Origin of the sequence: Mycoplasma cottewii (assembly GCF_024918975.1) — a bacterium.
Classification (GTDB): Bacteria; Bacillota_I; Bacilli_A; order Mycoplasmatales; family Mycoplasmataceae; genus Mycoplasma; species Mycoplasma cottewii.
The window spans coordinates 197553-222970 of the sequence record NZ_CP103424.1; the positions used below are offsets into that span (position 1 = coordinate 197553).

Annotated in this window: 18 protein-coding genes, 14 tRNA genes and 1 pseudogene; 31 read left to right on the forward strand and 2 right to left on the reverse strand. The window is 27.4% G+C overall.

The window, feature by feature from the left end; genetic code table 4:
* The first annotated feature begins 76 nt into the window (after positions 1–76).
* Genes NX779_RS00810 through gatB form a run of 8 tightly spaced genes read left to right on the forward strand, consistent with a single transcriptional unit; the run spans position 77 to position 9469 of the window.
* Positions 77–346, forward strand: a complete 270-nt coding sequence (locus NX779_RS00810) for an HPr family phosphocarrier protein (protein WP_259430339.1) — start codon at positions 77–79, stop codon at positions 344–346.
* 59 nt (positions 347–405) lie between these two features.
* Positions 406–1380 carry a CPBP family intramembrane glutamic endopeptidase gene (locus NX779_RS00815; RefSeq protein WP_259430340.1) on the forward strand — a complete coding sequence of 325 codons (975 nt, stop codon included), beginning with the start codon at positions 406–408 and terminating at the stop codon, positions 1378–1380.
* A 12-nt stretch (positions 1381–1392) separates the two neighbouring features.
* Entirely contained in the window at positions 1393–2295 is a 903-nt protein-coding gene (locus NX779_RS00820) for an RluA family pseudouridine synthase (RefSeq protein WP_259430341.1), read from the forward strand.
* A 13-nt stretch (positions 2296–2308) separates the two neighbouring features.
* Entirely contained in the window at positions 2309–4264 is a 1956-nt protein-coding gene (locus NX779_RS00825; RefSeq protein ID WP_259430342.1) for a hypothetical protein, read from the forward strand.
* Positions 4265–4266: 2 nt separating this feature from the next.
* Entirely contained in the window at positions 4267–6273 is a 2007-nt protein-coding gene (gene ligA, locus NX779_RS00830; protein ID WP_259430343.1) for an NAD-dependent DNA ligase LigA, read from the forward strand.
* Positions 6274–6275: 2 nt separating this feature from the next.
* Positions 6276–6572, forward strand: coding sequence for an Asp-tRNA(Asn)/Glu-tRNA(Gln) amidotransferase subunit GatC (locus NX779_RS00835; RefSeq protein ID WP_259430344.1), 297 nt, complete (start codon positions 6276–6278; stop codon positions 6570–6572).
* Between the two features lies 1 nt (position 6573).
* On the forward strand, positions 6574–8028 hold the full coding sequence (locus tag NX779_RS00840) for an amidase family protein (protein ID WP_259430345.1): 1455 nt from the start codon (positions 6574–6576) through the stop codon (positions 8026–8028).
* Position 8029: 1 nt separating this feature from the next.
* A complete protein-coding gene (gatB, locus tag NX779_RS00845) occupies positions 8030–9469 on the forward strand; it encodes an Asp-tRNA(Asn)/Glu-tRNA(Gln) amidotransferase subunit GatB (RefSeq protein WP_259430346.1) in 1440 nt (479 codons plus the stop codon).
* A 34-nt stretch (positions 9470–9503) separates the two neighbouring features.
* On the opposite strand, the pseudogene NX779_RS00850 reads toward gatB, so the two are convergent.
* Both NX779_RS00850 and NX779_RS00855 read right to left on the reverse strand, forming a co-directional pair.
* A pseudogene (locus tag NX779_RS00850) lies at positions 9504–10778 on the reverse strand (IS3 family transposase).
* Positions 10779–10886: 108 nt separating this feature from the next.
* A complete protein-coding gene (locus tag NX779_RS00855; RefSeq protein WP_004427909.1) occupies positions 10887–11588 on the reverse strand; it encodes a potassium channel family protein in 702 nt (233 codons plus the stop codon).
* 99 nt (positions 11589–11687) lie between these two features.
* Here NX779_RS00855 and NX779_RS00860 point away from each other — a divergent pair, with 99 nt between their 5' ends.
* From NX779_RS00860 to NX779_RS00970, 23 genes are all read left to right on the forward strand, one after another.
* Positions 11688–13298 carry a TrkH family potassium uptake protein gene (locus NX779_RS00860; RefSeq protein WP_259430347.1) on the forward strand — a complete coding sequence of 537 codons (1611 nt, stop codon included), beginning with the start codon at positions 11688–11690 and terminating at the stop codon, positions 13296–13298.
* An 8-nt stretch (positions 13299–13306) separates the two neighbouring features.
* Positions 13307–14161, forward strand: a complete 855-nt coding sequence (locus NX779_RS00865; protein WP_259430348.1) for a bifunctional 5,10-methylenetetrahydrofolate dehydrogenase/5,10-methenyltetrahydrofolate cyclohydrolase — start codon at positions 13307–13309, stop codon at positions 14159–14161.
* 7 nt (positions 14162–14168) lie between these two features.
* On the forward strand, positions 14169–14783 hold the full coding sequence (locus NX779_RS00870; protein ID WP_259430349.1) for a hypothetical protein: 615 nt from the start codon (positions 14169–14171) through the stop codon (positions 14781–14783).
* A gap of 250 nt (positions 14784–15033) precedes the next feature.
* Positions 15034–15109, forward strand: a tRNA-Asn gene (locus NX779_RS00875).
* Positions 15110–15115: 6 nt separating this feature from the next.
* A tRNA-Glu gene (locus tag NX779_RS00880) sits at positions 15116–15191 on the forward strand.
* 7 nt (positions 15192–15198) lie between these two features.
* Positions 15199–15274: transfer RNA gene (locus tag NX779_RS00885), tRNA-Val, on the forward strand.
* Between the two features lie 12 nt (positions 15275–15286).
* Positions 15287–15362, forward strand: a tRNA-Thr gene (locus NX779_RS00890).
* 197 nt (positions 15363–15559) lie between these two features.
* Complete coding sequence (locus NX779_RS00895) at positions 15560–17245, forward strand: BMP family ABC transporter substrate-binding protein (RefSeq protein WP_259430350.1); 1686 nt, start codon at positions 15560–15562, stop codon at positions 17243–17245.
* 22 nt (positions 17246–17267) lie between these two features.
* A complete protein-coding gene (locus NX779_RS00900; protein ID WP_259430351.1) occupies positions 17268–18860 on the forward strand; it encodes an ABC transporter ATP-binding protein in 1593 nt (530 codons plus the stop codon).
* A complete protein-coding gene (locus NX779_RS00905; RefSeq protein ID WP_259430352.1) occupies positions 18860–21463 on the forward strand; it encodes an ABC transporter permease subunit in 2604 nt (867 codons plus the stop codon). The genes NX779_RS00900 and NX779_RS00905 overlap by 1 nt, the downstream gene beginning before the upstream one ends.
* A gap of 1 nt (position 21464) precedes the next feature.
* On the forward strand, positions 21465–22391 hold the full coding sequence (locus tag NX779_RS00910) for an ABC transporter permease (protein ID WP_259430353.1): 927 nt from the start codon (positions 21465–21467) through the stop codon (positions 22389–22391).
* 101 nt (positions 22392–22492) lie between these two features.
* Positions 22493–22567 (forward strand) — tRNA-Cys (locus tag NX779_RS00915).
* Positions 22568–22729: 162 nt separating this feature from the next.
* Positions 22730–22806: transfer RNA gene (locus NX779_RS00920), tRNA-Arg, on the forward strand.
* 46 nt (positions 22807–22852) lie between these two features.
* Positions 22853–22929, forward strand: a tRNA-Pro gene (locus NX779_RS00925).
* A gap of 8 nt (positions 22930–22937) precedes the next feature.
* Positions 22938–23013 (forward strand) — tRNA-Ala (locus tag NX779_RS00930).
* A gap of 5 nt (positions 23014–23018) precedes the next feature.
* Positions 23019–23095: transfer RNA gene (locus NX779_RS00935), tRNA-Met, on the forward strand.
* 10 nt (positions 23096–23105) lie between these two features.
* Positions 23106–23182 (forward strand) — tRNA-Ile (locus NX779_RS00940).
* 46 nt (positions 23183–23228) lie between these two features.
* Positions 23229–23321, forward strand: a tRNA-Ser gene (locus tag NX779_RS00945).
* Between the two features lie 22 nt (positions 23322–23343).
* Positions 23344–23419: transfer RNA gene (locus NX779_RS00950), tRNA-Met, on the forward strand.
* Between the two features lie 2 nt (positions 23420–23421).
* Positions 23422–23498: transfer RNA gene (locus tag NX779_RS00955), tRNA-Asp, on the forward strand.
* Positions 23499–23502: 4 nt separating this feature from the next.
* Positions 23503–23578 (forward strand) — tRNA-Phe (locus tag NX779_RS00960).
* A gap of 247 nt (positions 23579–23825) precedes the next feature.
* Positions 23826–24572 (forward strand): triose-phosphate isomerase, encoded by a 747-nt coding sequence (tpiA, locus tag NX779_RS00965; protein ID WP_259430354.1) that lies wholly within the window; start codon positions 23826–23828, stop codon positions 24570–24572.
* Between the two features lie 13 nt (positions 24573–24585).
* A complete protein-coding gene (locus tag NX779_RS00970) occupies positions 24586–25416 on the forward strand; it encodes an HAD-IIB family hydrolase (RefSeq protein ID WP_259430355.1) in 831 nt (276 codons plus the stop codon).
* Positions 25417–25418: the final 2 nt, after the last annotated feature.

Genomic DNA, 25418 nt, shown 5'->3' on the forward strand with positions numbered 1-25418 from the left:
TTTAATTTATTTGATATAAACTTGTTAAAAATGTATAATAAATATGTTATATAAAATTTTAGGAGGAAGATAAATAATGGCGAAATTTACAGCTGTTATTACAGATAAAGTAGGTTTACATGCAAGACCAGCTTCTGTGCTAGCAAAAGAAGCATCAAAATTCATCTCAAGTATAACAATTATTACTGGTGAAAAAAAAGGTAACTTAAAATCAATTATGAATATAATGGCTATGGCTATTAAAACTGGTACAGAAGTAACTATTGAAGCTGATGGATCTGATGCTGCTGCTGCAATTGAAGCAGTTAAAAAAGCAATGGTTGAATCAGGTTTAATTGAAGGATAATTTAATTAATTTTAAAGCAACCATTAGGTTGTTTTATTTATTTAAAGGAGAGTAAAAAAGTGTTCAAAAAAATCAACAATTTCCAATTAAAATCTACAAATGTTGATGAAAAATATGGTTTTGATTTTTACAGATATAATGCTAAAGTTGAAGGAATTATAGTTTTATTATCAATAGTAGTTCTGCCTTTAATCACACTAATATTTTTAAATGTCTTTAAAAATCAACTAAACATTAACGAAGAACAAATTCAATTAATTATTAGTGTTTCAAGTATATTTTTTTCAACTATAGGTGGACTTATTTTTTGAAAATTACACCCAATATCATTTTTTAAATCAGGAGTAGGTATATTATTTATTTATCCTATTGCATTTTTAATTATGGGAATTTTTTCATCAATATGTGCTCAAATAATTCCTGGTTTATTTGATAAAGAAAATAAAAAAATAACAGCATGAGGAAGTGTGTTTCAAACATTTATTCAACTAATTGCTGAAATTGTTTTAATAATTTATGCATTTTTAAAAATAGATGATTTAAAACAAAGAGTAAAACAAACATTAAAAGAAAATAAAAAACAATTAATTATTGTAGTTGTTGTTTTTACTTTAATAATGTTTTTATTAGGAAATGTATTATATGGGATTATAGCTAATAAACTAGGATTAGGTCAATCTGAAAATCAACAAAATCTAATTGAACCATTAAAAAATAAACAAACAAAAATATTTTATATAATTCTTTTACTAGTTTTTACAGTATTTGTAGCACCATTATTTGAAGAAATTATTGCAAGAAATGCGATATTTACAGCAGTCGGATCTAGATGATTATCAATTATAATTTCTACGTTATTTTTTGGAATTATGCACGTTGGATCAGGTGATATTTGAAATATTACTCCATATCTTTTAGGTGGTTTATTTTTAAGTTTAGCTTTTGATTTTACACGTGGTAATATTACTTATTCATGATTAATTCACTCAACTTATAATTTAATTTCTTTCACAATAACAATATCAACTAATTAATTTAGGAGAATTATGACAAAATTTTGTATTAATAAAAATGATGAAAATCAAACATTATTTAAATTTCTAAAAAAGACATATTCAACAACACCAATTTCTGTTATTTATAAATGATTAAGAAAAGGTGATATTAAGGTTAATTCAAAAAGAATTAAAGATAAACATTTTATTTTAAAATCAAATGATATTGTTGAAGTTTATGATTCAAATAAACCTGTGATTAGAGATAATTTTAATTACATAAAAGATGTTAAATTAGATATTTGTTATGAAGATGATAATTTAATCATTGTTAATAAAGATGCTAATTTAGAAATGCATTCTACATACAATATTTGTTTAGATGATATGATTAAATCTTATTTAGTAGATAAAAATCAATACGATCCTTTAAATGAAAATTCATTTGTAATTTCTCACGTTCATCGATTAGATAAATTAACTTCAGGTCTTGTAATATATGCAAAAAACAAACAGTCATCAGAAATATTGATGAATGCAATACAAAATAAAGACAAAATAGAAAAATATTATCTCGCTTTAACTTCAAATGATTGAACATTAGATAACACAGTTGTATTAGAAGGTTGAATAAATTATGATTCAGAAATAAAGAAATCAATCTTTTCAACTGAAATGATAGATAACTATAAGTATTGTAAAACTGAGTTTAATATGATTAAAAAGAATTTAATTTTAGTAAAATTAATAACAGGAAGAAAACACCAAATAAGATCTATGTTAAGTTATTTAAAAAATCCAATTTTAAATGACTTTAGATATGGTGGTAGAAAAATTAACGATGAAAAAATAATTTATTTATCTGCAAGCAAATTAGTTTTTCATAATTTAGAAAAACCATTAGATTATTTAAATGAAAAAATAATAGAATTTATTCCTAAATGAGCTAATTAAAGGAGATGTAAAAGTGAAGACATCAGCTAAATATGGAGTTTTTAGTGCCCTTATCGGGGTTATTATTTCTCTTACAAATATGTTGATTCAATTCTTAATGATATTTTGAATTCTAAAAACTTTTGGTCCTGAAATAAACGGGTATATTAGAATTAGTATGTCTTTATCATTAATTGCTGGTTCAGCTGAAGGATCATTAGCTATAGCAACTATTGTGATGCTGATGAGACCAATTTCAGAAGGTGATTGAATTTCAGCAAACGAAGTCTTTTCAACAGCTAAAAGAAAATATAATAACAACATTATCACGGGTTTTACATTAGTTCTTCTTTTATCTATTTTATATCCTTTAGAAATTGCATTAGCTCCATCAATTATTAACAACAAACCTGCTAATTGATCATTAAATTTCACTTCTCCATCAGGTAATGCAACTAGTTTAAATTTTTGAGAATTAAGTTTAATATTTTTCATTTTCGGATTTAAACAAACATTATCAACTGGATTATTTGGTGTTTATGAAAATATTTTAAGAGCTGATCAAAGAAATGGAAGCAGACGTTTAGCTATACTGTTTTCTGATATTTTAGTATTTGGATTATTTTTTATATGTTTAAATAGTTATTTAACTATTAGAGATAATTATTCACCTGTTTATATCTTTTTAATCTTTTTACTATATCCATTTGTTAGAGGATTTTTAATAAAACAATATGTGAAAATTAAATACCCTTGATTGAAATTTTATCGTGATTTTAACAACTCTCATTTAGCTAGAAGATCATCTAAAATCTTCTGATCTGAAATAGGATTTTCAATACTAAGAAATGCTGATATTTTAATTTTATTCTTAGCATTAGGTTCATCAGCACTGGAAGTTACATCTTTACTATCTCTTTATATGGTAGTTGGTGTGAATATTAGAATTATTATGTCTACTTTAATTACTTCTTTTAGAGAATACTTTTTAAGTATTATTATTAAAAATGGTCGATTAGATTGGAAATCATATATTAATTATGAACTTTATACTTATGTTGTAGCAGTATTAAGTTTTGCAACAATTGGTATGTTAACTCCTTATGTTGTTTCAGGTTTATTTTCATCAATTATTAGAGATAATAGTAAAATTAATAACCAAGCAATTGAGTTTGTTTTTTCAAGATTTACATTCTCATTAATGTATGCACTTTCAACAAGTTTAATTATTATTTTAGATGGTAAGTTTTCTTTAATTCAAGCAAAAGGTATGAATAAAGTGATTGCAAAATCTATTAATATTATTGCAGGACTTTATTTAGTAATTTCATATCTAATAGTTTTAGTTGTGGCTAAAGTTTTAGTTGATGATCAAAAGAAAATATCAACAATTTTAATTGTGTTTTATACTTTTAAATCATTATTTATAACAATTGCTTATTTATATTTATGAATCTTTACATGAGATAAATTAGTATATATTGCTAAGTTTAGTTCTATTTTACAAAACTTTATTTACTTATTTGTTGGAGTGATTAGTTCATGATTTACAACTATCTTTTTAGTAGCTTCAATCATACCTATAAAAGGGACAAATGTATTATTACCTGATTTATTTAAAGTATTCTCAATAACATTAACAATGGGATTTATTGTAGCAATTTTACTTCCTATTATTATAAGACCTTCAGTTGGAATAGGTATATTTTTAGGTTTACCAATTATTAAACAAATAGTTAAAAAACAACAATATGATAATAAAATTAAACGTTTTATTGCCGAAGGAATTGATACAGGTAAAATGTTAGAACAACAACAATTATTAGTTAAATTTATGTCAGGATTTAATGATTATGATGAAGATAGTGTGATTGATCAAAAAGAATTTAAATATTTAAAACATAAAGAAAAACCTAAAATTTATACTTTAAAAAATACCGATCTAGATTTAGATCAAGATAAAGATATTGAACACGATTTTGGAGAATAGATATGAATAAACAAGAGATATTAATAAAAATTAATCAATTAAAAGAAAAGATCGAAAAGTGATCTTATGAGTATTATGTTTTAGATAATCCTTCAGTTGATGATAGTGAATATGATCTTGTTTTAAACGAATTGATCGATCTAGAAAAACAAAATCCTGAATTTATTACACCAGATTCACCTACTCAAAAAGTTGGTGGAACTATTATTCAAGGTTTTGAAAAAGTTAATCATAAAACTCCTATGCTAAGTTTAGGTAATGTTTTTAGTTTTGAAGAATTTAAAGATTTTAATAATCAAATAAGTAAAGTTACAAATACAATTGATAATCAATATTTTGCTGAATTAAAAATAGATGGTTTATCAATTTCACTAATTTATGAAAATGGAATTTTAACAACAGCAGCAACACGTGGAGATGGTGTTGTTGGTGAAGATGTAACGGTTAATGTAAAAACTATCAAATCAATACCTTTAAAAATTAGTAAAAAAACTAGAGTTGAAGTTAGAGGAGAAGTTTTTTTATCTAAAAAAGAATTTGAAAAAATTAATAACGAAAGATTATTAAAAGGTGAACAATTATTTGCAAATCCTAGAAATGCAGCAGCTGGAACTTTAAGACAGCTAGATTCATCAATTGTTGCTAAAAGAAATCTTGATGCATTTTTATACTATTATTTAGCTGATGATTCAGATGATTTAACTCAAGCTGAATCAATTGAAAAATTAAAAGAATTAGGCTTTAAAACAAATAGTGAACCAATGTTGTGTACTAATCTAGATCAAGTTAAAAATTATATTGAAAAATATACTGAACTAAAAGATGATTTAGATTATCAAATTGATGGAATTGTTTTTAAATTAAATGATAAAAAATTACAAGCTAAAGTAGGATATACAGTAAAAGCCCCTAAATGAGCAATAGCATATAAATTTCCAGCAGAAGTAAAAACAACTAAACTATTAGATATTTTCCCAACGGTTGGTCGAACAGGAAAAATTACTTATAATGCTAAACTTGAACCAGTTCAAATAATGGGAACAGTTGTAAGTGCTGCAACTTTACATAATGCTGAATTTATTAAGTCAAAAGATTTAAGAGTTAATTGTTATGTAAAAATAAAAAAAGCAGGAGATATTATTCCTGAAGTTTTAGAAGCAGTTAAAGATGATAATTTTTATAATTTAGATAAATGAATAATTGATGATCGTTGTCCTGATTGTGATAGTTTATTAGAAAAAAATACTGATGAAGTTGATCAATTCTGTATTAATACTTCTTGTCCTAGACAAATTGTTAGATGTTTACAACACTTTGTAAGCCGAAACGCAACAAACATTGTAGGATTAGGTGATCAATTAATTGAAACTTTATTTGATAATAAGATACTTTCAAATATCTTAGATATTTATAATTTAAAAAACTATAAAGATGAAATTTTACAAATAGAAGGATTTGGTCAAAAAAAATATGATAATTTAATTAACTCTATTGAATTATCTAAAAGCTCATCTTTTGATAAAATCTTATTTGGATTAGGTATAAGACATATAGGTCAAAAAAATGCTAAAGTATTAGCTCAAAATTTTAAAAATATTGATAATTTAAAAAACGCTAGTTTAGAACAATTAACTAATATTGATTCAATTGGTGAAGTAATGGCTCAATCTGTAGTTGATTGATTTAAGATTGATGAAAATATAAAATTAATAGAAGAACTTAAATCGATTGGAATTAGATTTGCTTATTTAGATTCACAAACTAATCAAGAATCAAAAATAGCTGATAAAACATTTGTTATAACAGGAACTTTATCTAAAAATAGAGAATACTTTAAAGAATTAATAGAAAAAAATTTAGGAAAAACTACTTCATCAGTTACAAGTAAAACAGATTATTTACTAGCTGGTGAAAATGCAGGATCTAAACTAGAAAAAGCTAATAGTTTAAATGTTAAAGTTATAAATGAAGATGAGTTTTATAAACTAATAGGAAATGAGAGTGAATAATAATGAAAGATGTTATAGATATAAATTATTTAAAATCGCTTGCTAAAGATATTATGTTAGAAGCAAATGATCAAGAATTAGACTATATATTATCTGTTGAAGAATCAATTTTAGAAAAACTTAAAAAAGTAACAAGTATTGACACAACAAATGTAGAACCAACATTTTATCCTTTAAAAGATATTCATAATTTTTTAAGAGAAGATAACAACTCAGAAGTTATTGATCAAGAATGCATTTTAAAAAATGCTCCTACTAGTAAAGATGAATGTGTAACTATAGCAAAGGTGGTTAATTAAGATGGATTATAAATCTAAAAGTATATTAGAATTACATGATGATTTAGTTAATAAAAGAACAACTGCAACAGATTTAGCTAAAAAAGTTATAAGAGAATTAAAAAATGAATTAGACTCAAATGCTATTAATTACATAGCTGAAACTCAAGCTTTAGAACAAGCTAAACAAATTGATGCTAATTTTGATGTAGATAACATTTTATGTGGTATTCCATACTTATCAAAAGATAATTTTTCAACTAAAGATATTCCTACTACTTCATCATCAAATATTTTAGAAGGATACATTCCACCTTTTTCAGCAACTTTAATTGAAAAATTAGATCAAAATAAAGCTGTATTATTAGGAAAAACTGCTTTAGATGAATTAGGAATGGGAGGAACTGGTCTTTATTCATGTAATGGAAAAATAGTTAATCCAAGAGATAAACGTCGATTAGTTGGAGGATCAAGTTCAGGATCTGCTTATTTAGTTGCTAAAGGAATTATTCCATTTGCAACAGCATCTGATACTGGAGATTCAATTAGAAAGCCTGCAAGTTATAATGGTATTGTTGGGTTCAAACCAACATATGGAGCAATTTCAAGATATGGATTATTACCTTACGCTCCAAGTTTAGATACAGCAGGATTCTTTACTAGAAATGTTGATGATATGGCAGTTTTATGTGATGCTAGTTTCGCATATGATGTTAAAGACTTTACATCAACTAAAATTGAATCATCTGATTTTTATAAACAAATTGATTCTTTTGATAAAACAAAAACTTTTGGTTATATAACTAATGTAATTGATGCTTTAGATGATGATCATAAAGAAAAATATTTAGAACTTTTTAAAAAATTAGAAGATCAAGGATATACTGTTAAAGCAATTGATTTTAGACAAGATTTATTAGATGCATTATCACCTGTTTATATGATGATTTCATTTAGTGAAGCAGTTTCAACTAATGCTAATTTAGATGGAATTAAATTTGGAAGCAGAGTGGATGGTAAAGATTACACTGAAGTTATGACTAAAACAAGAAGTCAAAAATTTGGTTCCGTTGTAAAAAGACGTTTCTTAATTGGTTCATTAAACTTAAAACGTGAAAACCAAATTAAATATCTAGATAAAGCTAAAAAAGTTAGAACACTAATTAATCAAGCGGTTGATGAAATGTTTAATGAAATTGATATTTTATTATTACCACCTTCAAGATCTATTGCTCCATTAATTGATGGTGCTCAAGAAATTGATGAAAATTCACAAGAAAACGAATTTTTAGATGATGTTTTAATGCTTGCAAACTTTTCAGGAGCTCCATCAATTACAATTCCATTTTTCGAATATGATGAAATGCCAATTGGTATTAACTTAACAACTAAAGTAAAATCAGATCTATTAACTTTACAAGCAGCAAAAACACTAGAAAACATTATCGGTATTAAAAACCAAATAGTGGAGGACTAAGATGAACAATTTTGAACTTATTATTGGTATTGAAAATCACGTTGAATTAAAAACAAATACAAAAATGTTTTCTGCTGCTCCTGTTACTTTTGGTATGAAACCAAATACTCAAGTTAATGAAGTTGATATGGCTTATCCAGGAAGTTTGCCAACTGTTAATAAAAAAGGTGTTGAATTAGCGTTATTAGCATGTAATGCATTAGATATGAAAATTGATAATCTATTAAGATTTGATAGAAAAAACTATTTTTATCCTGATTTAACTAAAGGATTTCAAATCACTCAACAATTTCATCCAATAGGAACAGACGGTAAATTAGAAATAACTTTACCAGATAATAGTAAAAAAGTAATTGAAATTGAACGTTTACATATTGAAGAAGACACTGCAAAACAAGTTCATAAAGATGATTTAACTTATATAGATTACAACCGTGCTGGAGTAGGGTTAATTGAAATAGTAACTAAACCGGTTATGAGAAGTGCTGATGAAGCTTGTGCTTATGTTGAAAAATTAAGAGAAGTGTTATTATTTTTAAATGTAAGTGATGTAAAAATGAATGAAGGATCATTAAGGACTGATTTAAATATTTCAATCAGACCATTAGGTTCTAAATCATTTTCAAATAAAGTAGAAATTAAAAACTTAAACTCAATTTCAAACATTAGAAAAGCTATTGAATTTGAATTAAATAGACAAAAAGAAATTATTCTATCAAATAAAATTGTTGAACAAGAAACAAGAAGATTTGATGATCAAACTAATTCAACTGTTTTAATGAGAAGTAAAAGCGATGCATTAGACTATCGTTACTTTAGAGAACCTAACATTTTACCAATTCAATTAGATGAAAAATGAATTGAAAAAGTAATTCAAAATTCACCTGAATTAGCAGATCAAAAACGTTTAAGATATGTTAATGATCTAGGTTTAAGCTTAGATGATACAAACATTATTTTAACTAGTTTAGAAATGACTGAGTTTTTTGAAAAAACAATTAAGTTAACAAATAATTATGTTAAAGTTTCTAAAATGTTAATTTCAGAAGTTCAATCAAAACTAAATCTAGAAAATATTACTATTAATCAAACTAAACTAACACCAGAAAGTTTAGCAACAGTTATTAATATGATTGATAATGGAATTATTTCATCAAAACAAACCAAAGTGATTATGCCTATTATTTTTGAATCAGACAAAGAAACAGTTGAACAAATAATTGATAGATTAGGCTTAAAACTAATTTCTGATCCTAACCAAATTAAAGAAATGTTAAAACCTATTTTTGAACAAAATAAAGAATTATTAACTCAATATGAATCACGTCCAGAAAGAGTTATCAAAACAATAATGGGACAATTAATGAAAATTAGTAACGGTAATGTTAACCCTGATTTAGCAAACAGCATTATTATAGATACTATTAAAGAACTTATATAAAATAAAAACTTCTGTTGAAACCGGGACAAAATTATTAGACTAAATAGTTATGTTTATTATACACACCTCATAGTTCTTGAGGTGTTTTTCATTTGAATTTTTTAATATTCTTTCATTGTTATATCACTCAATGAAATTTTTAATACATTCTTTTAGTTCACTAAAAGTCATTTCTTTACTTTCTTTTCAAAGTTATAAAACATTTCTGATTTTAAAATTGAAAAGAAATATTCAGCTTCTCTATTGTCTAGAGAGTTACCTATTCTTGACATTGACACCACTCCACCTCGTTGCTTTATATACTCAAGATATTCATTCGATGAATATGTTACACCATGGTCTGTGTGAATAATAAAGTTTTTAGGAAATTTTGTTTTTCTAATGTGAGTCATAATTAAATTAGTGTCATTATATATGGATAAATTATAACTAACAATTTTCTTTGTTTTGTGATGAATTACGATAGATAAATAAACATGTCTTCCTTCTACATCTATTGGAGCAGGAATGTAACTAACATCACTTGCATAAATATCGTTTTGTAGTCCATTATAATCTCTATTAGCAATATTTGGATAATACACGTTAGTATTTTTTGATTCACGCTTTTTCTTGCACGTTGTTCTTACGTGACAGAAAAGACCTAATTTATTCATTGCTCTTCCTAGTGTTCTAGGGTTAATAATAATGCCATATGTCTTGAAAATATATGCTGATAGCCTTTCTCTACCATATCTTCCGTTTTGTTTTGCAAAAGCTTCTCTAATTATTTCTGCGTGTTCTATAACAGCTTCTTTCTTATCTTTTGATTGTTTCTTGATTTTGTAGTAAAAAGTTGATTTAGGTATTCCAAGAATTTTCATTATTTCCTTGTTAGAAATATTTTCTCCAAATTTTTCTTAATTTTTTCTATCAGTTCATCTAGATTGTCAACCTTATTTTTCTTTAAAATATCTTCTTTAAAAGGTCTGTTATTAACCATTCTAAAACTTCGCGATCAATCTCTTTAATCACTTCGTTTCTTTGTTTATCATATTCTTCTTTGTTCTTTCTAGGTCTACCTGATCCTTTACCTTTTTAGGTGCTTTTCCTGTTTGTGATTCTTTTAGTTCCATACCTAAATTATAATCTTTATATTTTCTAGATAAATATCAGAAGGCTTCTTCTGAAAGTAAATAATTTTCAGAATTTCTAATTTTGCTATAAATATAACAAAATTCTTTTTAGTAATATTTTGAGATAAATATTCTTTGTAGTGCTTAAATACTTCTAACCACTCACTTACACTTAGTTGCTTTCCTCTTTTCATAAATACTCCTTTTTTGAAAAAAATAGACCCCCTAGGGGGTCTATCCCTTAGGGAGTCTAATAACTTTGTCCTACTCTCGTTAGTAACAGAAGTTTTTTTGTTTATCAATTATACTTCATCTTCGTCATCTTCACCTTGAACTTTTTTAGCTAACATATTAATGATTGTATTTTTAGCAAATACTAATAATAAGTCACCTTCTCTTAATTCAGTGTAATCATCAGGTAAGATAATTTTTCCTTTATGTTTAATTTGAATAATATTAAAGTCTTTATTAGCTGATAGTCCGATTTCTTGAATTGTTTTATCAAAAATATCAGGGTTAGATACTTCAAGAGTTGATGAAACAAATTCATTATCGATAGTTTGAACATCAAGATCAAAATCAATGTTAAATAGAATTCTAGTTGCTGTAATTTTTCCTGCAACTTTATCTGGAATAACAATTTGATTTTCACTTAATCCTAGAGCTAATAAAATTCTTTTTTGGTTTTCATCTCTTGCTCTTACTATGATTTTTTTACATTCTAAATCTATTAAGTTTAAAACAGTTGCTAGTGAATCTTCAACATCTCCAATGGATACAATTACTGCATCATAAGACTGAATTCCTTCTTTTTCTAAGGCTTTTTTATTTGTTGAGTTTATAACAGCCGAATCAACTGTGCTAAATTCAGAAAGATATAAATTCATTTTATGTTCATCAAAATCAAATACTTTTACTGATTGACGTTTTTCAACTAATGATGAAATCATAGATAGTGCAAAATTAGAAATACCAATAAATGCAAAGCTTTGTTTTCCTGCCATGTTTCATACCTCTTTAACTATTTAAATTATACATTCTTTTATAGTGATATAATAATATCATTGAAAAGATAAAAAAATAGTTACAAAAGAGATGAGTTTATGTTTAAAAAAGATAACAATCAAAAAGAAGCAAAACTAAATAAATCAAGCAACTCTAAAAAATCTTTTTTTAAAAGAATTAAATCAAATAAACATAATTTTTTTATAAAGTTTAAAGAGTCGTGACCACTTTCTAAAACTTCTGGAAAGATCTTTTTAATTTATCTTTGTGTTGTTTTAATTGGTGGATTTTTACTTTCTATTCCTGGTTTTGCACTAACTAGTCAAGCAGATAGTAAATATAATTGAGATTATTTAACAGGATTATTTACTGCTTCAAGTGGTTTTAGTGATACTGGATTAACTGTGATTGATGTTTCACATTCTTATACTTTTTGAGGGCAATTTATTTTACTAATTTTAATTGAATTTGGCGGTATTGGGGTTTTAACTTTTAAAATAGTTTTATTTTTACTTATAAATAAAAAAATATCTATTTCTGATACTATGGTTGCTCAATCAGAAAGAGGAAGTACAATTACAAGTTCAACTATTCAATTAATTAAAGATGGTTTTATTTGATTAACTATTGTGCAAATATTTTCAGCATTTATATTATTTTTCTTATTCTTTTTCAACGAACCTGCAATGTCAAATAATGGCGTAAATCTTGAAACAGTTTCTCCATTTCATGATTTTTGAAGATCATTATGATTTGCTGTGTTTCATTCAACAAGTGCAGTAAACAATGCAGGTTTTGATATTATTTCACCTAACTCACTTCAACCTTATAACACAATTGATCATAAAGTTTATTCTATTCAAATTATTTTCATGTTAGAGTGAATTATTGGTGGATTAGGTTATCCAACATTTCATGATATTAAAAGAAAAATACAAGCAAGAAAAACAGGTCAAAAAGTTAAATTTAGTTTATTTACTAAATTAAGTTTTTGAGTTTATTTAACATTATTTATATTCGGTCCTTTACTAGTCTTATCAACTGAATATTCTAATTATGATAATTCATTAATTTTTAATAATGTCGATAGTAATTTAAATAAAACTATTAAGCCATTTAATGAAGTGTTTATGGATGTTTTATTTAATACAACTGCTTCTCGTAATGCGGGATTTTCAACTATTAATATGTCTAATTTTAATCCAAGTTCAAAATTCATTTTATCTGTATTAATGTTTATTGGATCAGCTCCAAGTTCAACTGCAGGAGGAATCAGAACAACAACTTTTGCAATTCTTTTATTATCAACTTTATCAATTATTAAAAATAGAAATTATACTAGTGCATTTAAAAAGACAATTCCAGAAGCAACAGTTAGAAGAAGTCATGCAACATTTTTCATTTCTACGTTCTTAATTTTCATTTCAGTATTTACAATTTATATAGATTCTAATAAAGTATTTTTAGGTACAAATGATAAAGGTACAATTAGTGAAATTTTATTATTAATATGTAGTGCTTTTGGTACGGTTGGATTAAGTCCTTTAACTCATCATGATATGTACAAATTAGGTGCAACTACTAAGATATTAATAATTTTAGTAATGTTTATAGGACAATTAGGAGTATCTAATACTTTATTAGTATTTTTAAAACCAGCAAGACAAAAAGCATTGAAATTTTTAGATGAAGATGTAACTATAGGATAGGTGTTTTTATGATCATTTTAGATGGTAAGAAAGTTGCAGAACAAAGAAGAGAATTATTAAAAGAAGAAATTAATAAATTAATTATTAATAATAAAAGAGTACCTAAATTAGTAGTTATTTTAGTTGGAGATGATGAATCATCAAAAGTTTATGTTTCTCATAAAACTAGAGCTTGTAGACTAGTTGGAATTGATTCAGAAACTTTAAAATTAGATGCTAATATTTCTAAACAAGAGTTATATAAAATTATTGATAAACTAAATAATGATCCAACTGTTGATGGAGTTTTACTACAATTACCACTACCTGATTGATTTGATGAAGAAAGTTATCTTCAAGCAATTGATGTAAGTAAAGATGTTGATGGTTTTCATTATATGAATCAAGGTAAAATGCTTCAAAATTATGACACAATCTATCCGTGCACTCCACTTGGTGTAATCAATTTATTAAAAGCTTATGATATAGAAATAAAACATAAAGATATTACAATGGTAGGAACTTCAAATATCGTAGGAAAACCTTTAGCTATTATGTTATCTAATATGGGTGCTACAGTTACTATGTGTAATAAAAATACTGTTGATATTACAAAATATACTAAAAATTCAGATATCGTAATTTCAGCAACTGGTCAAAAATTTATTATTAAAAAAGATATGATAAAACAAGATGCAGTTGTTGTTGATGTAGGTATTATAAGAGATACAGCTACTAACAAACTAGTTGGTGATGTTGATTTTGAAAATGTAAAAGATTTAACAAGTTATATAACTCCAGTTCCTGGAGGAGTAGGTCCAATGACAGTTGTAACACTTTTAGAAAATACATTAAAACTATACAAAAGACATGAAGGAGAATAAAAATAATATGAAAGAAAAAATAGAAAAAATTAAAGAACTATTTAAAAATGATCAAAACAACCAATACGATCAAACTTTTAAAATAAGCAATCTTATTATTCAAATATCAGCAGGTGTAAGTATGTTTTTATCTAGTTTGATGTTTATTTTTGGAATAGTTGGAATGGTTGTTGGATCATTAGTTGAAAATACAACTAATATTCATTTAAATTTAGCATCAGGAATAAGTTTATTTGTTTTAGGAAATTATATATTTTTAATTTGTTTAGTTATTTTAGTATTATCAGTTATTAGTTCTTATTATCAAACTGGTTTTTTAAAAGTAACTATAATAATACTTTCATTTATGTCTGTTGTGTGTATGGTTGGAGCTATTTATATGTTATTTACTAAAAATAATCAAACTGTAGAACAACAAATAGCTGATAATAAAGTTGATGAAATTAATGAAGCAAAAAAAATTGAAAAATTAAAACAAGTTGAAAAAACATACAAATTAGTTAAAAACCAAGAAATATCTGAAGAAAAATTAGTAGCAATCTTTAAAAAAGATCCTGAATTTGAAGAACTTTATAACAAAGTTAAAGAAAAAGCAGAAAAAAGATTAAAAGAAAAAGATTAGTACTTAATAAGTATAAAAAAGCGATTGTTATCGCTTTTTTTCTTGTTTGTTTCCAACTTTAAGCATAAAAATAACAATTGAAACTAATAAAACTAAATTTATAAATCAACTATTGTTTATTTAAATATTATTGATTTTTAAAAAATAAAAAAAATTTAAAAAAAATTTAAAAAAACACTTGCAAGTTAAATTTTCTAATGTTATTATTTTTATTGTCTTAGATAAGACGCTAACCAAAAATAAAGATTATGGCTTTTTAGCTCAGTTGGTAGAGCAACCGGCTGTTAACCGGTTTGTCACAGGTTCAAGTCCTGTAAAAGCCGCCATTATCTGGCCTGTTGGTGAAGCGGTTAACACACACGGTTTTCATCCGTGGACACACGGGTTCGAACCCCGTACAGGCTACCATATTTTTGGAGTGTTAGCTCAGCTGGGAGAGCTCCTGCCTTACAAGCAGGCGGTCATAGGTTCAAGTCCTATACACTCCACCATTTTTTTATTTTGCTGACTTAGCTCAGTTGGTAGAGCAACTGACTTGTAATCAGTAGGTCGTAGGTTCGACTCCTATAGTCAGCACCATTTTGAAAAAACAACACCTGTAAGGGTGTTTTTTTGTTATTTATTTAATCTTTTATGTTATATAAAGGTTAAAGTTCTAAACTCTTTTATTATATTCAAGTACAATTAAATTGAGAGTGGTGTATCTTTTTGATTTTTATATAGTTTTATATAATCAAATTAGAGACTATCTAACAAACGAAAGGAAAATATTATATATGAAAAAACTTTTAACAGCCTTAACTGCGTTAGTTGCAACAGCTGCGCCAATTTCTGCTACAGTTTCATGTAGAAGAGCAAGAGTTACCGAAGGGGTAAAAGGGCAAAGAGTTATGATGATAACAGATGGTGGTAACATCCGAGATCACTCATTTAACGAAGGTTCATGAGAAGCTATTCTACAGTATGGAATGAATATTCATGAAAAATTTGGTATAACAAACGAAGAAGAAGCAAGAGCTTTAGATTATGCTTCATCAGTTGGTGAAAATAAATGAGATGATCAAAAGAAAAACTTTGGTCAAATTGATTTTGAAAACGCTAAAAAAACAAACGGAAACTATGTAGAAGCTCTTGAAGGAGCATCAAAAGATGACTTTATAACTGCGTATAACACAGCTGCTAATAAAGGAGCTGATGCTCTATTTTTAGCAGGATTTAAACACGCTGAATCAATTAAAGAAGCAGTCGACATAATGAATGGTAAAACTGTTGTGTTTTTAGACTTTGCTTATGATGGTCCTGGACGTGAAAAAGTTATTTCAATAGTTTATAAATCAGAATTAGCAGGATTTAATGCGGGATGAGATGCATTAATGTGAGCTAACTTGCCAAAAATGACAAGTTTAAATAGCGGTATCTTCGCTAAAGATGTTGTAGAAAAATCTGCTCAAGGTAAAAAAACAGAAATACCTGTTCAAGGATCATTAAGAAGTAAAAACCATGTATCAGTTGGTATGTTTGGTGGATTAAGCAACAAAAATGCTGTTGATAACTTCTTATGAGGTTTACTAGCTGCAATGAATTTATACAACAATGTGATGGCGGGTCAAACTATTAAATTAAAAGATGTTAAAGGGCAAGAAGTAGAATATACTTTACAAAAAGTTGAATTCGCTAACGGAAATGGAAATAGCACAGCTCAAAGACAAGAAGTTAACAGCATTGATAATCTTACTAATGATGACTGATTCACTGGTGGTTTTGCTCATGGACAAGCTACACGTTCAAGTGTAATGCCTAAATTATTTAAAAATGAAGCAGATATTATATTCCCAGTTGCTGGACCTCAAACTAACGACGTCTTAGAATACGAATTAGCAGGTGAATTTAAACCATATGTAATTGGTGTTGATGCCGATCAAGTTACTTCAATTGGTCAAGAAAGAACAGGAACAAACAAGAGATTCATCACAAGTGCTAAGAAAAACATCATTTCAGCATCTGTTTATGCATTAGAAAGAGCAAAATCACTACAAAAAGCTACTGTAGGAGATAAAGAATACACTAGCACTAAATATGAAAATGAACTAAAAGACGGACATATCTTATCTGGAATTGAACCTGATTGATCAATTTCATCATCAAGAAGAGCAGATCAAAAATGAGATGCAGGAAAAGGTGGAAATGTTACAAATTCTGCAAACTTAGCAGTTCAATCTATAGATTATGCGAAAGGAAGTTCTAAAAAAATATCTGAAATTTTAAAAGAAGTTTTAGGAAAAACTGGAAACGAATTTAAGGATTATTTAAGTTCAAATTCATTAGGTCACTTTGTAAATGAAGTAAACAAAATACTAGCTGAAGGTAAAAACTGAACTGAATTAAAACTTTCTGAAGATGGAATTGCGGGAATTAAAGATTACATAAACCTTTTAAACACAACTAATATTGAAAAAAAATAAAGAAAGAAACTCTATAAAGTAAATGAAATCATTAAGTAATGAAAATTTATATGCCATAGAAATGGAAAATATAACAAAGACATTTCTAAATGGTGCTATTGTTGCAAATGATGATGTAACAATTAGAGTTAAAAAAGGTGAAATTCACGCTATCGTCGGTGAAAACGGTGCTGGTAAATCAACTTTAATGTCAATTCTATTTGGTTTATATCAGCCAACAGAGGGTAAGATAAAAGTTAATGGGAAAGAAGAGATAATTTCAAACCCAATTAAAGCTAATAAACTAGGTATCGGTATGGTTCACCAACACTTTAAGTTAGTTGAAGTAAATACGGTTTTTGAAAATATTATTTTAGGTGTTGAAGAAACAAAAAATAAAATTTTCTTAAATAAAACAAAAATGCGCGCAGAGTTAATAGAAATTATGGATAAATATGATCTACACGTAGATCTAGATGCAAAAATTCAAAATATTTCTGTTGGTATGCAACAGCGTGTTGAGATATTAAAAATTTTATATAGAAAAGCTGATATTCTAGTTTTTGATGAACCTACTGCTGTTTTAACTCCTCAACAAATTGATGGATTGTTAAGGGTTATGCAAAATCTTCAAAAATCAGGAAAAACAATTATCTTCATTTCACATAAAATGGATGAAATTAAGAAAGTAGCAAATACTGCAACTGTTATTAGATTAGGTAGAAAAATAATTGATTTAGATGTTTCTAAAGTAACTGGTAATGAAATTGCTGAGGCAATGGTTGGTAGAAAATTAATTGAAGTGAAAAATGAGTATACTAAACCGTTATCAGATCAACCTATTCTTGATGTAATAAATTTAACAGTCAAAAAAAATTCGAATCCTAAAGTATTTGGATTAGAAACTTTTAATATAAATGTAAAACCTGGTGAAATTGTTGCAGTTGCCGGAGTTGAAGGAAATGGTCAAAAAGAACTAGTTGAAGCTATTACTGGACTAACTAAACCGGTATCTGGTGGGGTAGTATTTAAAGGTGTAAACATCGTTAACTATAGTATTAAAAAAAGATACGATATGGGATTAGCTCATATTCCTGAAGATCGTCATAAACACGGTCTATTGCTAGACTTTACAGTACAAGAAAATGTTGTAAGTCAAGAATTAGATAAAGAACCATTTTCTAAATTCGGATTTATAAATAGAAATGCTATTTCAAGATATGCTCAATCAGTGATAAACGATTTTGATGTTCGTGGTTCTAGAAGTGGAACAGCGAACGCAAGAGGATTATCGGGAGGAAATCAACAAAAAGTTATAGTTGGTAGAGAAATTAGAAAACAACATGATTTATTAGTTGTCGTTCAGCCAACTCGTGGTCTTGACGTTGGAGCTATTGAATATATTCACTCTGAAATATTAAAAGAAAAAGAAAGCGGAAAAGGTGTCTTATTAGTCTCTTATGAACTAAATGAGGTGATGGCATTAGCTGATAGAATTGTTGTTATTAATAAAGGAAGATTTATTGGTGAAGTTCCTGGAAAAGGGGCTAAAAAAGAAGAAATAGGATTACTAATGACAGGTCAAACATTAGATAAAATTAAAAAGACTAAAACTAAAATGGAGGTAAATGCATAATGTTTTCTAGATTAAAATGAACATTTTCAACTAAAGCAAGGTATGTGCTTACTTCTGATCACTCAAAAGAAAAAAGAAAAGTTTTTAAAGGTTCTATTTTCTCGATTATTGCCGGATTTTTAACAGCTTCTATATTATTAATATGTTTATTAGTAAATCCTTTTGAGTATTTCTACTACGTATTTACATTCAGTTTTAGTAGTAGACTATTATCACAAACTCTTAATTGAACTGCAGTTTATATAATTGCCGCTATATCTATGGCTATTGCATTTAGATGTGGAGTATTTAATATTGGTGCATCAGGTCAAATATTAACATCAACGTGTTTATCGACAATAATCCTTGTTCTAGTAAAAGGTAAAACAATAACTTCTATAGATTCTGGAACAATATTCTTATTATTTATAGTATGTGTTGTATCTAGTTCTATATTAGCTTTTCTAGCGGGTTTATTAAAAGCGTTATTTAATATACATGAAGTTGTTTCAACTATTTTATTAAACTGAACTGCATTCTTTACTTTAAAATGATTCTTCGAATTTACTGGAAATAAATTCATGAGTACAACACCTGGAGTTACATTAACAATTCCTTCTAACCAATTAAACATAGGAGACAATCGTTGATTACTTCCTATTATAATTGCAATGATTTGTGTTATATTTGTTTGAGTATTATTTTCAAAAACAACATTAGGATTTAAGTTAAAAGCTGTTGGTTCATCTCCATCAGGATCACAATATGTTGGAATAAATGTTAAAACACAAATTGTTGGAGCATTAACATTATCAGGAGCATTTGCTGGATTAGCGGCATTTGTTGCATTATTCACTGTTACACCAAATACATCATTTGCAAATGATTCCTTACCTACTTTAGGATTTGATGCAATTGCAGTTTCACTAGTTGCATTTAATAACCCTATAGGAATTATTGGTACAGCTTCATTATGAGCTTCTATTAAAACTGGTGCAGCATCAGCTTCTGGAACATATTTAATTTCAACTCAATTAAGTTCATTAATTTCAGGTATATTAATTTACTTTACTGCTATTTCTTCAATATTCATTAGACTTGAACCTTGAGTAGCAATTAAAAATAAATTCTATATATTAAACTCAGGAATAAACCTAAAAATTATTAGAAAACTAAAAGCTCATATTAGAAAACTAAAATCTAAAAAACGTTTCTTATGTTTATCAAGCGAATACAAAGAAAGACTTGAACAAGAATATATAGCTTATTGTAAACAAAACAATATAGATATTAATAATGAACAAGTTACTTTACTTGCTAAAAAATGAAACGGTAGAAAAAATCTTAAGTTAGTAATGAAAAAAGAAATTAATTCATTAATTAGCTTATGTAAAAACAAATTAGAAGAAGTTAAAAAACATGTTAAAGAAGAAAAAACAGAACTAAACGTTTGTGGATTAAAAACAGAATTATCAAAAGAAAAAGATTTAATTATTTCTAACTTTATTAAAAAACAAAGAAACTTAAACTTAGAATTTTCTACTCAAAAAGACAAAGTAAGAAAAACTAGAGATTCAATTTTAAACTCTTATAAAAACCTATTAGAAAAAAATAAAGCAGAGCACAAATCAATACTTCAAGCGATCAAGATGAACAAAGAAACTGAAATAAGTGTATTAACTTGAGAGTTTGAATACCGTGATAATTTAATTCAAATTAAAGCTGAAAAATTAACAGCTATTGATAATATCAATGAGCACATTAAATCAGCAAAATCTGAATTTAAATTACAACGTGAAATTCTGAGATTAAATAAAGAATTAACTTCTGAAGATAAAAAAGTAAAATATGATGAAATCAAACAAAAATTCAACGAGTTAATTTCTCAATTAAAACAAGATAAAAAAGAAGTTATTTTTAAAGCAAAACAAGAATCACAAGACTGAAAAGATAAGTTTAAAGCTCAAAAACTAAAAGTTGAACAAGAAAAAGTTGAACTACAAGCAATTTTAGATAAAGCTCAACGTTTAGTTGAAGAAGAAAATAAACGTTTTGAACTAGAAAAACAAAAAGCTTTAGAATTTAAACAAGAATTTGATTCAAAAGTTGATATGAATCGTTCTAAACAAGAAGTTGAACAAGCAACTATGTTATTAAATGATTTAAAAACAATCTTTAAAGATCAACTTGTAAAAGACGTTACTAATGAAGCTTTAAGCACAAACAACGAAGTCTTAACAAAATCTTTAGAAATTAAAAACAAAATTGATGAAATTTTAACTCAACAAGTAGTTAATTCATATGATGCCGCTGAATATATGAAAGACAAAATAAGAATTAATTTAAGTTCTTTAAAATTAATAATTAATATTCAAAAAGAAATTAATTATATCCAATCTAGAATAGATGAAAACAAAACTATTAAGATTTTTAATGAATCTATAACAAAAGCTAAAGAACTAGTTGACTCTCAAAAAGAGCAATACTTAGAAACTATTAATTCTGCTGCAAATGAAACAATCCAAGATTTAGATCAATTAATAAACTTAGAAAGAACATATAAAGAAAATATGAATTCTAAAGTTATTGAAATTAATCAAAAAATAGTAAAGGAAGGTGTGTAATATGTTAAATTCAGTTACAGCTCAATGAGCTTTTGGATTTATTGCTATATTATTATTCGCTTCCTTATCAGCTCTTGTTTCAGAAAAAGCAGGGATAGTTAATATTGCTGTTGAAGGTATGATGACAGTAGGTGCTTTGGTTGTTTCTATACTAGGAACCATTGTAAATACTCGCCCAAATGAAGCATCTTCTCAATACACTCAAATTTGAGTTATGCTACTTGCAGGAGTGATAACATCAATATTTGCACTATTACACGCATTCCCTTCAATTACATTGAAATCTAATCAAATTGTTTCAGGAACTGCTATTAACATTTTAGCTTTAGGAACAGGTATATTCTTAGCTTCATCAAACTACTTTGGAAAACAATCTCAAATTATTGCAAGTGGATATAAAACATTAAGATTTGGACCATTCCCTGTTTGAATGATTGTAGCGGTTATTGTAGCTATTCTATTATTAGTATTTTTCAAATACACAAAACAAGGTATGAGATATGCAATGGTTGGAGAAAACCCAAATGCAATTGATGCTGCTGGAATTAGTGTTACAAAATATAGATATATTGCAGTAATGTTTTCAGGATTTCTTGCCGGAATTGGTGGAGGAGCATTCATTCTAACAATTGTTGGTAGTGGTACATTTGGTGGATCATTAAATGGATATGGATTCTTAGCTATTGCGATTATGATTTTTGGACAATGAAAAATACCATTTATATCAATTGGAGTTATTATATTTTCAATGATATTTGCGATGGCACAACAAATTTCATTACTATTTGATCAAAATGTTATAAAAAGAATGGCAACATTATTTAAAGTTACACCTTTCGTATTAACTATTATAGGTATGATTGCATTTAGTAAAACATCAAGAGCACCGGCTGCAGTTGGAGTTCCGTTTGATAAATCAAAAAGATAAATTATACAATATCTTCAAACAAGCACATTTGTGCTTGTTTTTTTATTTAAAACTATTTAAAGTTATAAAAAAATCTATTATAATTATAAAGTAACATTTTTGGCAACATAGCCAAGTGGCTAAGGCATGGGTCTGCAACACCCTGATCGTCGGTTCGAATCCGACTGTTGCCTCCAATATGAAACCAAAAATCTCTCTAAATTCCATTTTGGAATAGAGAGATTTTAAAAAAATAAAAAAAATTAAATTTTTATGTTGTAAATTTTGTTTTGATATTCTATAATAAAAAAGTCACTTGAGAAAGTGACGAGATAATAACATAGCAAATACCTTTACATGCGCCCGTAGATCAATTGGATAGATCGCTTGACTACGGATCAAAAGGTTGGGGGTTCGAGTCCCTCCGGGCGCACCATTTAGAAAGCTAACTGTTATTATCGTAAAACATAATAACAATATTTCGGGAAGTGGCTCAGCTTGGTAGAGCATTCGGTTTGGGACCGAAGGGTCGCAGGTTCGAATCCTGTCTTCCCGACCATTAAATATGGGCCCTTAGCTCAGCTGGGAGAGCACCTGCCTTGCACGCAGGGGGTCGACGGTTCGATCCCGTTAGGGTCCACCATATTTGGCGGGGTAGCTCAGTTGGTTAGAGCGTTCGGTTCATACCCGAAAGGTCGAGAGTTCAAATCTCTCCCCCGCTACCATCATTATTATGGACCTTTAGCTCAGTTGGTTAGAGCATCCGGCTCATAACCGGACGGTCATTGGTTCAAGTCCAATAAGGTCCACCATAATTGAAACATAAAAATGGTCGATTATGAGGTAAAATGGTAACACGGAAGATTACCCAAGTCCGGCTGAAGGGATCGGTCTTGAAAACCGAGAGTCGGGGAAACCCGAGCGGGGGTTCGAATCCCTCATCTTCCGCCATTTATTGAAAACAAAATAGTGTCGCGGGGTAGAGCAGTTGGCAGCTCGTCGGGCTCATAACCCGAAGGTCGCAGGTTCGAGTCCTGCCCCCGCAACCAATGGCCCCATAGCGAAGTTGGTTATCGCGCCTCCCTGTCACGGAGGAGATCACGGGTTCGAGTCCCGTTGGGGTCGCCATTATGGTTGTGTAGCTCAGTTGGTAGAGCAGCAGACTGAAGCTCTGCGTGTCGGCGGTTCAATTCCGTCCACAACCACCACTCAAGAGAATGATATTAAGTAGCTTAGGCTACTTTTTATTTTATTTTTAATCAAATATTAAATAATAAGAATATTAGAATTAAAGTTAGTTTTAAAACTAACTTTTTTATTATAAAAAAATCACAAAAAATTTATTAAAATTTAATTGATATCTATTGTTTATTAGTCAATATATTATTATTTGATAAAACACAATATTATTTATATAATTATTAAAAATTTACAAGAATTGAAAGGTATAAAAATATGAGAAAAAAAGTTATTTTTGGAAATTGAAAAATGAATGGATCAATCAAAAGTGTTAAAGATTTTTTAAACACAGTTGATAGTTTAGCTTCTAGCACAGGTGTTGTTGCTGGTTTAGCTGTACCGTTCACTTTATTAAGTACAGCAGTAGAAAATGCTAAAAATGTAAAAATCGCTGCACAAAATGTTCACTTTGAAGAAAAAGGAGCATTCACTGGTGAAATTTCTATACCAATGTTAAAAGAGTTAAATGTTGAATATGTTGTTATTGGTCACTCTGAAAGAAGAGAAATGTTTGGTGAAACTGATCTAACAGTTAATAAAAAAGGTAAAGCATTATTAGCAAATAATATGACTCCAATTATTTGTTGTGGAGAAACTTTAGAAACTAAAGAACAAGGAAATACAATTAGTTTTGTAAATGATCAAATTTCAAAAGCTTATGATGGTATTTCAAGTGATGATGCTGTTAAAACAATTATTGCTTATGAACCAATTTGAGCAATTGGAACAGGTAAAACTGCAACTAGTGATGATGCTGAACAAGTATGTAAAGCAATTAGAGAAAATCTAGCAAAAATTTATGATCAAAATACAGCAGATCAAATTTCAATTCAATATGGAGGAAGTGTTAAACCTTCAAATATAAAAGAAATTATGGAAATGCCAAATATTGATGGTGCTTTAGTTGGTGGAGCTTCATTATTAGCAGATGATTATCTAGCTTTAGTAAATTACAATAAATAAAAGGAAGAAAAATATGAAAGATGTTAAATTACTAATTTTAGATATGGATGGGACTAGTTATAAAAAAATGGGTCCTATCATAAAAGAAAATGTTGAACCTTTAAAAAAAACTATTGAAAATAATGTTGAAGTTGTGTTTGTCACAGGAAGACCGGTTAATTCTAAACAAAATAGTCTAGTAGAACATGGATTTACTTCAAATCATTCATTTATTGCCGGATATAATGGTGCTTGTATTTATGATTTAGTAACTAATGAAATTTTAGCTTCTAATCCAATAGATTGAGCAACTGCTAAAAAAGTTTATGATTTAGCAGCAAGTGAAAGATTTAAAAAAGATGATATCAAAATTTGAGGATACTCAACTGACTTAAAAACTTCAATTTTAAATAAATGAACTCAAGATCCAGTTGATTATGGATATGAAGGTAATTTATTTGAAGGAGAAATTGTAGAATTAAAAGATATTAATCAAGAGCATGACTTTTTCAAACTTTTAGCATTTAATGCAAATAAAGAGTTCTTTGATGCTTTAAAAGATGAACTTAAATTAAATGTATCAACTAATGATTACAGAATAATTGAAATTAACAAACAAAATGTTAATAAGAAATTTGCTGTTGACTGATTTAAAGATCATTTCAATGTTAACTTAGAAAACATTGCTGCTATGGGTGATGGAATGAATGATTATGAGATGATTGAATATGTTGGAATTGGTGTTGCTTTAAAAAACTCAGTTCAAGCGATTAAAGATATAGCTCAAGTTTATGTTGATAAAACAAGCGAAGAAGCTGCTGTTAAAAAATTTGTAGAACAATATATTTTAAATAGAAAGAACTAGAA